The sequence below is a fragment of the Fibrobacter sp. UWB4 genome (assembly GCF_002210345.1).
Lineage (GTDB): Bacteria > Fibrobacterota > Fibrobacteria > Fibrobacterales > Fibrobacteraceae > Fibrobacter.
On the sequence record NZ_MWQI01000004.1, the window covers coordinates 141,201 to 154,973 of the forward strand.

10 protein-coding genes are annotated in these 13,773 nt (G+C 39.6%); 8 read left to right on the forward strand and 2 right to left on the reverse strand.

From position 1 onward, the window contains the following. The first annotated feature begins 139 nt into the window (after positions 1 to 139). The 8 genes from B7990_RS08760 (at position 140) to B7990_RS08800 (ending at position 11,732) form a co-directional block, all read left to right on the forward strand. A complete protein-coding gene (locus tag B7990_RS08760) occupies positions 140 to 1,207 on the forward strand; it encodes a glucokinase (protein WP_088640593.1) in 1,068 nt (355 codons plus the stop codon). A 153-nt stretch (positions 1,208 to 1,360) separates the two neighbouring features. Continuing rightward, the gene (locus B7990_RS08765; protein WP_088640594.1) at positions 1,361 to 2,890 is read left to right on the forward strand and encodes a class I SAM-dependent DNA methyltransferase; all 1,530 of its coding nucleotides are present in this window, start codon (positions 1,361 to 1,363) and stop codon (positions 2,888 to 2,890) included. Positions 2,891 to 3,092: 202 nt separating this feature from the next. Further along, positions 3,093 to 4,268 (forward strand): restriction endonuclease subunit S, encoded by a 1,176-nt coding sequence (locus tag B7990_RS08770; RefSeq protein WP_088640595.1) that lies wholly within the window; start codon positions 3,093 to 3,095, stop codon positions 4,266 to 4,268. Position 4,269: 1 nt separating this feature from the next. Next, positions 4,270 to 5,355, forward strand: a complete 1,086-nt coding sequence (locus tag B7990_RS08775) for a toll/interleukin-1 receptor domain-containing protein (RefSeq protein ID WP_088640596.1) — start codon at positions 4,270 to 4,272, stop codon at positions 5,353 to 5,355. A gap of 1,050 nt (positions 5,356 to 6,405) precedes the next feature. Continuing rightward, complete coding sequence (locus B7990_RS08785) at positions 6,406 to 8,004, forward strand: hypothetical protein (RefSeq protein WP_088640598.1); 1,599 nt, start codon at positions 6,406 to 6,408, stop codon at positions 8,002 to 8,004. A gap of 178 nt (positions 8,005 to 8,182) precedes the next feature. Further along, a complete protein-coding gene (locus tag B7990_RS08790; RefSeq protein ID WP_088640599.1) occupies positions 8,183 to 9,478 on the forward strand; it encodes a caspase family protein in 1,296 nt (431 codons plus the stop codon). Between the two features lie 224 nt (positions 9,479 to 9,702). Beyond that, positions 9,703 to 10,692 carry a hypothetical protein gene (locus tag B7990_RS08795; protein WP_141099247.1) on the forward strand — a complete coding sequence of 330 codons (990 nt, stop codon included), beginning with the start codon at positions 9,703 to 9,705 and terminating at the stop codon, positions 10,690 to 10,692. Positions 10,693 to 10,694: 2 nt separating this feature from the next. After that, a complete protein-coding gene (locus B7990_RS08800) occupies positions 10,695 to 11,732 on the forward strand; it encodes a hypothetical protein (RefSeq protein WP_088640601.1) in 1,038 nt (345 codons plus the stop codon). Here the strand turns inward: B7990_RS08800 and B7990_RS08805 are convergent. Both B7990_RS08805 and B7990_RS08810 read right to left on the reverse strand, forming a co-directional pair. After that, the gene (locus B7990_RS08805; protein ID WP_141099248.1) at positions 11,727 to 12,431 is read right to left on the reverse strand and encodes a hypothetical protein; all 705 of its coding nucleotides are present in this window, start codon (positions 12,429 to 12,431) and stop codon (positions 11,727 to 11,729) included. The genes B7990_RS08800 and B7990_RS08805 overlap by 6 nt on opposite strands. A gap of 62 nt (positions 12,432 to 12,493) precedes the next feature. Continuing rightward, complete coding sequence (locus tag B7990_RS08810) at positions 12,494 to 13,624, reverse strand: ATP/GTP-binding protein (protein WP_088640603.1); 1,131 nt, start codon at positions 13,622 to 13,624, stop codon at positions 12,494 to 12,496. Positions 13,625 to 13,773: the final 149 nt, after the last annotated feature.

Genomic DNA, 13,773 nt, shown 5'->3' on the forward strand with positions numbered 1-13,773 from the left:
TATTTTTTGAGCGGAGTAAATCGGTTGTTTTTGTTACATACGCATAAATACGCACTTGTCATTCCCGATTTAATCGGGAATCTCCTATTTCCTTGAGAAAAAACTATATTCCTGAACGTAAAACATGGAGTTTTAAATTATGGAAATTAAATGGCTTAATCCCGATGCTAAGTTTGACCGTCTCGTTTTGGCGGGTGATATCGGTGGTACGAATACGAACCTTGGTCTTGTGGGCTACAAGGATGGCAAGTTTACGCTCATTCTCGAAACCGTTTGCCCGAGCCAGTGCATTGAAGGACTTGACACCCCGATCTGTGAAACGCTCAAGGCAGCAGTCGAAAACCGCGCGGATTTGAAGCCGTCCCACATCTGCATCAGCGCCGCAGGTCCGGTGGCAAACAACAAGTGCGTCATGACCAACCTCCCGTGGTGCGTCGACGGCGATGCCATCACGAATGCAACCGGCATTCCGACCCTCGTGATTAACGACTTTATGGCCATTAGCTATGGCATCCCGACCCTCGACGTCGATGACCCGAAACAGATCCTCAAGTTCAAGCACACCGACGGTAGCGAACCGAAGCCGCAGGCTGCAACGAAGGCTGTGATTGGTCCGGGTACGGGCATGGGCGTTGGCTTCCTCGCATTTGACGGTCAGAAGTACATCCCGGCTTGCTCCGAAGGCGGCCACTCCACATTTGCTCCGTTCGACAAGGAAACTCAGGACTTCCGCGACTACATGGAAAAGCGCATCGGCACGGTGCCGGGCGTTGAACCGCTCGTCTCTGGTATGGGCCTTGCTCATCTCTATGAATGGTGGCGCGACACGAAGGGCGTTCCGCAGAACGATGCCTTCAAGAAGATTGAAGAAACCGATTGGCATAACCGTCCGAAGTACATCAGCCGCGCAAGTGATACCGATCCGGTCGCTGCCGAAATGATGCGCATGTTCGTGAAGATGCTTGCCCGCTTCGCTAGCGACGCTTGCACGTTGTTCCTCCCGCTCGGTGGTTTCTACCTCGCAGGTGGAACGGTGCAGAAGGACCTCCGCTGGCTCGAACGCGATAACTTGTTCATGACCTGGTTCGAAAAGAACTACAATCCGAACATCCGCCCGCTCTTGAACAAGATCCCGGTGTACCTCATCAAGGATTATAGCATTAGTTTGTACGGTGCTGCTAATGCAAGTTTGAATTTGCAGAAGTAAACGTATTTGTCATGCCCGCCTCCGAGCGGGCATCACTTTATCGGCGGAGGCGAATGGAAATGCGCTGAAGTCGATGGGTCTAGAGCTTTGTTAATCCCGGCCGCAAAGGCTGGGATTTTTTTATATTGCTTTCAAAAGAAAAGGCTTTAATACATGGCACGTATCTCGAAATCGGCAAAATCGTCGCAATCCTCGGCGACTCTCGGCTTTGAACAGCAAATCTGGAACGCCGCTTGCGAACTCTGGGGGCACATCCCTGCAGCGGACTACCGCAAAATTTTCACCGGGCTCATCTTCTTGCGCTACATTTCGGCCGCATTCGAAAAACGCTACAACGAACTAGTCGCCGAAGGTGAAGGTTTCGAAGAAGATCTTGACGAATACGTGAGCGAAAACATCTTCTTTGTTCCACAAAACGCCCGCTGGTCCGAAATCGCGAAAGCCGCCCATACTCCCGAAATCGGCAAGATTCTCGACCAGGCGATGATCGAAGTCGAGAAGAACAACAAGGCGCTCAAAGGCGTGCTTCCCAAGAACTACGCGGCCCCCGACCTCGACAAGCGCGTGCTCGGCAATGTGGTCGATGTGTTCAGCAACATGGACATGAGCGACACCGAGGCAAGCAAGGATTTGCTCGGCCGCACCTACGAATACTGCATCGCACAATTCGCAAGCTACGAAGGCGTCAAGGGCGGTGAATTCTACACCCCCGCAAGCGTTGTGAAAACCATCGTCGAAATTCTCAAGCCGAGCGAAGGCAAACGCGTCTATGACCCCTGCTGCGGTTCCGGCGGTATGTTCGTGCAGAGCATCAAGTTTATCCAGGATCACAGCGGTAACCGCAACAACGTAAGTGTTTACGGCCAGGAGGCCAACGCCGATACCTGGAAAATGGCGAAAATGAATATGGCCATCCGCGGCATCGACGCGAACTTCGGCGAACACCACGAAGACACGTTCTTCCACGACCTGCACGCCAACGAACGCTTCGACTTCATCATGGCGAACCCGCCCTTCAACCTTAAAAACTGGGGTCAGGAACAACTGCAAGAAGACCCGCGCTGGCAATACGGCCTCCCGCCTGCAGGCAACGCGAACTTTGCATGGATCGAACACATGATCTACCACCTTGCACCCGGCGGAAAAATCGGGCTCGTACTTGCGAACGGCGCGCTCAGCACGCAAACCGGCGGCGAAGGCGAAATCCGCAAACGCATCATCGAAGCGGACCTCGTCGAAGGCATAGTCGCCATGCCCACCCAGCTCTTCTACAGCGTCACCATCCCCGTCACGCTCTGGTTTATAAGCCGAGGCAAAAAGCAGAAAGGCAAGACGCTCTTCATTGACGCCCGCAATATGGGCCACATGGTGGACCGCAAGCACCGCGACCTCAGCGAACAGGACATCGAACGCCTCGCGAGCACCTTCGAGAAATTCCAGAAAGGCAAACTCCAAGACGAAAAAGGCTTCTGCGCCGTAGTCGAAACCGCAGACATCGCCAAGCAGGACTACATCCTCACCCCCGGCCGCTACGTCGGCATCGAAGACACCGTGCAAGATGACGAACCCTTCGAGCAGAAAATGGTCCGCCTCACCGGCGAACTCTCCGAAATGTTTGCGAAAAGCCACGACCTCGAAAAACAAATCAAGAAGAACCTGGAGGGTCTCGGATTCAAGATGTAATGCCCCAGGTGGGGGAAGCCTCCCCCTCGGCAAAGCCTGTAGTCTTTTCCTACCCCCTCGCCTAGGGGCTCCGCCCCTAAAACCCCGAAAGCAAACAGAGACGCATCGACACAACAAACGTCATTGCGAGGAGCGAAAGCGACAAAGCAATCCAAGAAATTACGAGGATCTAAAGCCTTAAAGATTTTGAAGAGAACAGAGAATGAGCAAAACGGAATGGAAAGAATATAAACTCGGTGAAATCTACGAAGTTCACAACGGCTTATCCAAAGGACGAGAATTCTTTGGATCCGGTTATCCATTCATTTCATTTTCTACAGTTTTTAACAAATGGTTTATTCCCGAAATAATAACAGATCTAGCTCAAACAACAGAATCCGAGCAAGAAAGTTATTCCATTAAAGCAGGCGATATTCTTGTTACAAGAACTAGCGAAACTGCCGATGAATTGGGGATGAGCTGTGTTGCCTTGAAAGATATTCCTAAAGCAACTTATAACGGATTCTGCAAAAGGATGCGTCAATATAATAAAGATATTGATGTTGATCCGAAATATGTTGGCTACTATATGCGAAATCCTGAATTCAGAAAGAACTTTCAGGCTTTTGCAGGATCAATGAGCACACGAGCAAGTTTAACGAATGACGCATTGCTTGGATTAACTATAAAATTACCCCCACTAGCAGAACAGCAACGCATCGCCAAAATTCTATCATCCCTTGATGACAAAATCGAACTCAACAATGCGATAAACAGGAATTTAGAGGAACAAGCCCAAGCAATCTTCAAAAACTGGTTCATTGATTTTGAACCATTCGGCGGTGAAATGCCGGAGGATTGGAAAATGGGAACGGTAGCAGATATCATAGTATCGCATGATTCTAAAAGAATCCCTCTTTCCAGCATGCAACGCGATTCCATGAAAAAGATATATCCCTATTATGGTGCTACATCATGCATGGATTATGTTGAAGATTATATTTTTGATGGAATTTATCTTTTGCTGGGGGAAGATGGAACCGTTGTTGACAAGGATGGTTTCCCAATTTTGCAGTACGTTGAAGGAAAATTTTGGGTAAATAACCACGCACATATTTTAACAGGAAAAAGTGGATACTCTGTAGAAATGCTTTATCTGTTCTTTTCAATGACAAAAGTTCAGGAAATCGTTACGGGAGCTGTCCAGCTTAAGATCAGTCAAGGACGTTTAAATGGATTGACGGCAATCATTCCTAATGAGAAAACATCAAAAGCTTTTGATGAAATTATTCAGCCGATGTTTCGTCAGATACGCCTTATTCGACAACAAAATCAAAACCTGACCATCCTCCGCGACACCCTTCTCACAAAACTCATGTGCGGGGAATTTGGAGTATAAAATGGTCTTTATAAGCTATAGTCATGATTCCGACAGTTTTTGTGATCAGGTTTTAGAATTATCTGACTATCTAAGATCGCAAGGAGTAGATTGCAATATTGACCAATATGAGGAAAGTCCTCCTGAAGGGTGGCCGAAATGGATGGAAAAACAGATTAGAGAGGCGGAGTATGTCTTGGTTGTCTGTTCTGAGCCTTATCTGCAAAAAGCTTCCTTGCAAACGGCTCCATCTGTCGGTTTGGGTGTTAAATGGGAGACTTCGCTAATAGAAAATCTTCTTTATGAAGAAGGTTGCGTTTCCAATAAGTTTATACCGATTGTTTTTTCTGTTGAAGATGAAAAACATATATTAACGCCGTTGAAGGGATTTACATTCTATAATCTTAAATATCCCCTAAAAAAACAAGATTTGGTAAATCGTCTTTTAGGAATAAAAAAACATAAGAAACCTCCTTTAGGAAAACGTCCAAGTTTGCCCCCGAAAAATACAAAGGAAGGTGCAAGACTTCTTGTCACAAGCGTTATTGATGTTGAACTTTGGAATAAGGCTTCCTGGAATTATGTTGGCTATGCAAGTTATGAAGACGAATCGCAACCACCACTTTTGGGATTAGCATTTAATAATCAGCAGGAAGGACTAAAAATATTTTCTGATTGGAAAAAACGATTTGGCGATGAAGATGTCAATGATGAGATATCCATTCATATAATAGAAGATGATGATTCAGATTCCTATTGCGTCTGTTTATGTTCAGATTTAGACGCCGTGAAGCAACGTTTTCAAACATCTGGAATGAGCGATGATTATAGTATTTATATAGATGATCAGCGATGGCATAGAATGGACGTTGTAAATTCCAAATTTAAAGATTTGTTTAAAAGAGACTTTGAAAAGAACAAATGCTTTGACTTCGTTCCTTTCGTATTGACAGCAAATGGAATTCAGCCTATTATGGATCTTGCCATTCGAAAAAAGAAAATCACTTTTAGAAAACTGAGCGAAGTGAAAGATGAAAAAGATATAGATTGCTTTGTTCATACGGTTATAAAGGAACGCGAAGCGAATAAAAGAAAAGTGAATTCCTAGAATGATTGTCAATCAGTTTGTAATCAGAATGACGAATTACAGTCAAGCAAGACATCTTTCAGCATAAAAAAGCTCTTGTTTAGGTTTTGAACGACGTTGAGAACCCGTTCAAGAGTATACCGCTCTCTAAAACGCACTGGATATAAGAAAAATTAAGAAACAAAACAAGATAAAGACTTGATTTTTCGTTTTCTTTAGAGTATACTTGTATGCAAGTTAAATAAGCTAACCGATTGCGTTAGTGAAAAAAAACGTATTATATGCTTAATTTTCTTTATTATGAATCACAAAGAAGAATGATCTTTAGCAAGATTTTTCCCTTGTTTATCTTTTTAAGTGATTTTGTCATTTATGTGCATTTATTTTACTTGTTTGGGACAAATAAGAGTTTTAATGAAAACGAGACTTTTTTTCTTTTTTTTGTAATGATTTTTGTTCTACTATTCGATTGGCTCCTATGGGGGACGAAAAAATTTTCTTGGGTGCAAATAATCAAATTTTCCCTCGCATCTTTAAGCTCAAATTATCTTGCTGTTGAAATACAGTCATTTTTCTTACTGAGTTTTGATCTATTTTACTCAAGTATTTTTCGAAAAGGGGAAAAAGATGACAAAATACTCACGAGTGCTGTGATGTTTTTGTTCAGTTTCTTCGTTTTATTTCGCTTTTATGTGAAGGGATTGACGAATAGCCTGATTATAGTAGGCGAAAACATTCTTTTTCTATTTCCGTTGCTTGTTATGCGCACCTGTAATGAAATTTCGTTTTTTGAAAAGATTCCAACTAACAAATGGCAATTATTTTGCCAAAACAAATATGAAATTCCTGTATCATTAATTTCTTGGTTCCTGCCATTTTGCTTAGCATATCTTATTTTATTTGATGTACCTTTTTTTTGCGTTGTTTTATTTGGGATAACCATTCCATTCTGTTTTATTTATGATTTCTTTAAAATAAAAAAAGAAAATGAATCCACGATTCTCAGCTACACCCTAGAAATGGTGTATAAATTCGGGATAATCATTCTATTACTAAATATAAAGGATTAATATGGATAATAATTTTATTTTTCTTATTACTTTTTTTTCTCCGCTTTTCATCTTTAATTTTACATCATTGTTCATCTTAGCTCAAGAAAATTTTCACAAATTCAATTCAATTAAGTTGTTGAAAATGGTGCTTTCACCATTGGTAATTCTATTCTGCATCATTGTTCCTGCAGGAATCATTTTGTTGACACTCACAAATGCAATACCTGAATCAGGAAAAAAATTTTATTCAGCCTGCGGTATCGTCTATGGAATAGCAACATCCATTTATCTATTGCAACGTTTGAAAAAAATGTTGGACCCTATATATGCCGCAAAAAAAATCATTTCTGAAATTAAAGAGAATGAGTTTCTTTCATACAAAAAAGGGGAGATTCCAAAGGGAGAAAGTAATTTTGATGATTTGTTAAGATTGTGCTGTGGAGTTGTTGAACGAAATGATGAATTTGAATCGGCATGTATTTTTGATTTTATATTTGACTGGTTTTACTTACATATTAGTCAAGTAAAACCCCATTCTAAATGTTATCGAGATCAAGACGAAGATAAATTCAATAGATTTTTCGTAAGCGTTTGCGAAAAAATAAATCAAAAAGACAATTCTGTCATAAAAATCAATTATGTTAATGCGATATACAAAAGTTTTTTAACAAAAATAGATTATTGTGATTTTGACAAGAATCTCTTCCAATTAAACTCTTTAAAGATGTTAGCAGGGGTATTGATTGAAAGAGGACTCAGTCAAGATAACGCAGTCGCAGCCAACATATTTCACGCTATAATAGACCCTTCTAAAAATATTCTTAATAAGATCCAAGCTTCTCCCTATGAAGGATTTTATGTTGAAAAATCTGATGGTTATAAAGGTTTTAAGGAAACCATTTTAGGTAGCATCTTATACCTTTACGATACAGCTATAAAATATGAAAATATTGATTTCATAAGTCATACTTTTATTGCTTGCCGTTTATTTAATTCTCATCATGATTCTTGTGAATTTATTTCTTGGAATGGCAATTATCTCCAATGCTATTTTGATATTTCGTCAACTTACAAAAATATTTACAGGCTCAAACATTACGATAGAAAGTGTATTCAATTCATATTGCATGAATACCGACTCATCCTTGATGCAATAAAGTATCAAGATGCCAGCAGAACTGTAATAAAGCATTTGTTCAATGCTTGCATGAATGATTTGACAAGAATATTCACAGATTTAATTGAAAATACGAATATTTTAAAATCTAACGACTTTGATCTTTATTATGATTTATTTATGTGGAATGATATTTCTGACGATTATCAAGCGGAAACTTATCTAAAGTATTTTTCTTTTTTGTTAGAGAAAATCCTTGCAAAGCCCAAGGAATGCGAATGTAATCGCATCGCCTGCGAATTGTGGGGACGAACTGAACAGATTTCAAAAAAATTGAACGAGCTGAATAAGCCTTATGCAGTATTTTGGAATGAATGTTGTAACAACCTTCAGAAAAAATTTCCAAATACCTATGATGATTACCAAAAGTACATAAATGCCGTTAACGATGAAATAAAGCAATTCAAAAAAATGGTGTCTGAAGAAGTGTTTAAACCTTGAAAAATTGAGGACTATTTGAATCGAAAATAGTTACAAAGTAAATTTTTGTTTATGTTGACGCGGAATTGAATCAATTATTGTGCTATTTTATTTTTACAAGTTGTTCTTTTGATTATCATGTTGTTTTAAATAATATAAATTAAAACAAATTTGTAAATAACCGCAAGGAAATTCTTAAATGATAAGAAAAGCTATTCTTGTATATCCCGAAGATAACGGATTCATAAGTCCGCTAAAAGGGCCTATAAATGACGTCAAAAATTGGAAAGAATATCTTAATTCTCCGTTAGGAGGATCTTGGAGCGATTCGGAAATTAAAATATTGCCCACATCTAATTCCGCAGTATTGCATCATTACTTAGCCGAGGAAATTAAAGACGAATGCGATTATATATTTTTCGTTTTTTCAGGGCATGGTGGATTTGACACGTCAATCGACGAGAGCATGTCTCCTAAGGGGGATTTCATTTATTGCAGTTCATACTCATCAATGTATTTAAGTGAAATTACTGAATTGCTCAAAGGTGTTACAAAAAAAGCGTTAATGTTTGTTGATTGCTGTCGATCAAATGTATCGTTTGCACCTCGATTTCACGATTATACAACTGTACAAGGTTATGACCGATTTGTTACTACGCAACAACCCAAGCCTGAGATTTTACAACTTTCAGAATCAGTCCAACGAAAACAAATCAATTTGAAGGGCTTTAAAATTTTCTTAGAAGGCGCCACACATAAAGGAATTCTGCTTGAATCTAGGAAAATTAATTCTGAAGACGCCAAGAAAAAATGGTGGGATAACATGCCCCAGGAGGACGGCATAGAGATAATCCACTCTTGTTCACAAAACGAATATGCTTATGAATGCGAAATAGATGGAGAAGTGGTTGGCCTTTTTTCCTATTTATACATTAACTCATCAAGTGAATTCATTCACAGAGACTGCCTTACCATAAATGAAGCCTTTGAGTTGACAAAGGGCAAACCTAACGAATTCATCCAATCGAATGGATATGCAGAAAAACAGAATCCCTTAAAAGATGACCCTTGCTTAAATTTTCCGTTCGCAGTTTACCCTTCCAAAGGGGAAACATTGCTAGAATACTTGGATGAAGAATGTTTCAAAAAAATAGAAAAGTGCCCTTATGTCTACAACAACGAAAAAGCTTTATTTGAAAGTTATGATTTAATTCCGGGAACCAATCAATCATATGCTATTCATAAGGCGGATACATTATCGAACACCGTTAAACACGCACATGTTTATGCAAAACCCAAAGGGAAAGGCGGACAGCTTTATTCTGTTCGTGTAGACGGCAAAGGGCATGATGGATCTTCAGGATATCAAATGCCTAAAAAACACCGAGAGCATTTTGAAAAATTAGGTTTTAAAATTCCTGAAACCGGAATTTTAGAATGTCGATTATATTTAATAGACCCAGAAAAATACATTTTAGAAATACTGAATGAATAAACTATATATTTTGTCCCTGATAAAAATATTTTTCGAAGTCAAGCGCATCAATCGCTTGACTTTCTGATTTTAGTAAAACATTTGCCATACGCTCATTCAATGGTTCGAAAAAGTCGCCTCCTTGGCAATGTGAATTTTTATTTTTTACAAACAAAAAGATCCATCTTTTAATAAAAATAGTATTATGTCACAGTTTGTCATTTAAGTGAAAGTATATTTACTATATGACCAAAATCAAACTTCTTTATACATCAGCATTAGATTCAAAGAATTCTCTTGTTACCGCATTACAGGCAGAAAAGGGTGGTAAATTTTCATGTCCGCTTTGCCAGGGAGAAATGATTCTCCGAAAAAGTGGCAAAGAAGGTCCTGGCAGCAGAAGACCTCATTTTGCTCATAAAGCGCTTACTCCTAATTGCACTCCCGAAGGCGTATTACATCACTCCTTTAAAATGATGCTCGCGAATATTCTAGAAGCCAAAGTGGCTAATAATGAGCCATTCCCATTATCTTTTACATGTGGGCATTGCGGCGAAGTGCACGAAGCAAATCTTTTAAAGATTACAAAAGAAATTGCCGTTGAGAAGAATCTAGGAACATGTATTCCAGATATCACCTTAATAGATAAAAACGGAAAGCCTTATCTCGCCATAGAAGTAGTTGTAACGCATCCGCCAGAAGAAGAAACGCTGGAATATTATCGAAAAAATAACATTTCTCTTTATCGCCTGAACATTAATTCTGAAGCCGATTTAGACAACATTGAAGATCGTGCTAAAAAGCCGGACGAATTTTGGTTCTGCAAGAATCCTAAATGCCCGACCTGCGGTTCCTTTATGGATACCAAAGTTATGGCCATTGGAAATATAGAATGCCATCGTTGCGGCCAACCAATGAAAATAGCCCTGATTGTCAGCTCCGCCTGGCTAAAGAAAAAACACTACGATCCCAAAACTCCAATCAGTTTTGACGAACACGAAAGATCCTTTGCAAAAGAACATGGGGTTATCGTGCAGCAACGATTTAGTAAAACTAGAGGAGAGTACTATCAGGCAAATGTTTGCCCACATTGCAACGCGTTCATTGGAGAACATTTCTTAATTGATTACATCATGGAGTTGTTCTATGATGACGAGAACAAGGGGTCTAGCATGTTCGAAAAGATCAAAATGGGATGGTTTTGCCCCAAATGCGAAATGGGAATAGAGGAATAAATATGAATCAGTTTACGCCGGTTTTATTCGATACCTCAATTTGGGTTAAGCTTATAAAAGAGAATATCTCCTATAAAGAGTGGGAGGCATGTGGCGTAGTTCCCTTTTTGCCTTTAGAAGTTCTTTTAGAATTGGTTGATGTTGATGAAAGTAATCGACTTAAACGTTTAACCTACCTTTCTCAACTTCCACAAATAGCTACTTTGCCACTCCATTCAGAACCGGAACTAGGAAGTATCCCTTATTTGATATCCTTAGAATATCTTCACAAGTTATCAAATTCCAAAGACTCCTTAAGTGATTTTCTCAAAGATAAAATTAGAATTGAGACGGGCTCTGTTTTGTTCGGTGATACAACTGATATTACAAACTATTTGAACACCTTTGATTCTTATTTGGAAAAGAGTAAGAGAAAAAATGCAGTTCTTGCAAATCCAATGCTATTTGATCCGCGATTAAGGAAAATGAAAATTTCTGATTTTCCGATAGAGAAAGTTTTTATGGAATCCCAAATAGAAAATATTGGTAAACTTTTTGAATCGCGTTCATATAAAAAATCATTTGAAAACGAGCCTTCTTACGGCAAAGAACTGTTTATAGACAAAGCTAGGAATATGGTGAATCAGGGCCATTTTGACCATATAAAGGATTTGCAATCAAAATTGCCACAAAACATGCCTATTTTAGACTTTTTGCGGCTAGTTGAAATCAAAAACCTTCTAAAGGATATCTCGGAGAATTTGAATATTCCATTAAATACACTAGAGACAATAGATTCTCGCGATATCACCATATTGAACATCCTAGATGCATATAAAGAAGAATATTGCAAAGAATTGTGGCGAGATAAACAAAGAAAGATTGAATCCAGTTCTTATGTGGATGGACAATTAGTTGCCTTCTCGTACTTCATGCCTGTTATGGTTGATGTTAGAACCGCATTATTCGTTGAACGAATGAATAAACGAGGTTTCCAATTAAATTGTTTCCAGGCAAGTAATGTGGATATATTCCTTGAAAAATTGACTACTTTATCATAGTAGCAAATTCTGCATTTTCCCCGCTCCCAAGTATTCCAGCAAGAAGAATGGGAACGCACTGAGGGTAGCGACAACACCCTCATTCTTTATCAAGACTTGTTGGTGCTGTAAAATGGTTGGCTGCTGCATTTGTTCGAGCGATAAGGTCCCAGTTGGCAATTTCATTAGCCACTTGGCTTTTTCGTAATTTGCCTTGCTGATGATTAGCCAATTTTCTCGGCAATTTGCTCTGCAGATTGTTTTTGAATCACGGTTCAAATCATTCACAAAATGTTTGAAACCGTCTTCTTCGCAATCACAAATTTTAAACAGTTTTCTGTCTTCGGGCAAAAGGCCGTTTGATTGGTCGCATATATTGACCACTTCGACCATCGGATAGCTCAAAAACAATTTGCCGTTTTCGGTTTCGTTATTAAAGAATTTAACCAATTCGCAGAGTTGTTCGCAAGACTGCTCAATCGATTGGGCTAGCCCATGGATATCCAAATCAAAGAACAGGAATACCTGAGAAACTGATTCCCTATCCAAATCCTGGAGTTCCTTATCTTCCTTATGCTGTTCTTTTATGACCTCTACAACATCTAAAAAGCCATCATCGTCTTTTAACTTACCATAAAGGCTATAGATGTTGGACGAGAAAACAATTTTCACCAAATCGCTAGACAAATCGGCTAGTTCTTCAGGGAAAGCCTTTTGCAATCGGGCGACTATGTTCCCTTCGGGCTGTTCACCCTCCAATACAAAAAGGACCTTTGCGGAACTCAATCGAAAGCTCCTGCACGGAACATTTTGGGAATGTTGAGAGCCTGGCGCAATTCCTTCTGCGTCCTAGACGAAAGCGGGCCCATCACATAGGAATCAGAATCCTTGTATTCGGGCAACATTTTGAAGGCACAGTCTGGGCGAATCAAATCGTTTGTCAGCAAAGTAGAATCATGCGTAGTCAACAGAACCTGGCTTTGGACGTTCCGCAACATTTCCACGACTTTCGCAGCCGTTTTCTCGTGATAGAAAGCGTTGAATTCATCAAGGTAAACAAAGCTGGGCGTGGTCGATGCATTCCCTTGCATTTGCATGTACCAGAAAAAGAAGAATACGAGTGCTTGAGTTCCTGTAGAAGCATTCTCCCAGAAATCAATAATGTGGTTACCGCCAAAATCAAAGAACAGCTTTTCCTGCCCATATATTTTTAGGCTTTTCAACTTGCAGTCAACATCAACAGAATTAAGGAAATCTTCAAGTTCCTTGAGTTTTCCTTTCCGTATAATCTCAACATCAACTTGTGTGCTGCCAACAGCAAAACCTTGATAATAATTTTGTCGAAGGTGCGAAAACATAAGCATACGATCAACAAAATCAAAAAAATCCTTGACGACTTTATTCGTCGCGTTGTCAGCAAGAACTGCATTTGCCCTAATAAAGCGCATTGCAGAAATCTTTATGTCAAGCTTGTTTCCATTAAGCGTTTCAGCCCCTTGTAAATCCGTATGAAAATCATTCCAACTACGAGATACAACCTGGACATCATCTACAAAGAATTTTTCTTCCAAAATATCTTCATAAGAAGGCTTGCTATATTCGTATCGAACACGGGATGAACCAAAAACGAATTCATATACAAATTCGGCATTATTCTCTAAATGCATTGCATTTGTATAGGACATGTACAGCATCGGATTTCGCTGCTTGTCCGTCAGGTTCTGCACTATATCAAAAATCGCCTTTCCGAGATTAGATTTTCCAATGCTGTTCGGTCCGTAAATCAAACCGGTCTTGACAATACCGTCCTTTACGCAAGCTTCCGAAAAGGCGTATTGCTTGGTTTGAGACAGGTCAATTGTGAACTTTTTTTCGAAGTTCTTAAAATTTTTTACGGAAAATTTCGCTAGCATTCGTAAAACCTACCTTAAATCGCTATAAATATACCTAAATATTTAAACAAAAACAGCACCTGCCGTAAAATTTTTACGGATGTACACGCAGAATGCCGTTTTTCGGGAAAAAAACGCAATTTTGGGGTGTTCGGTCGCATTTTTTGATT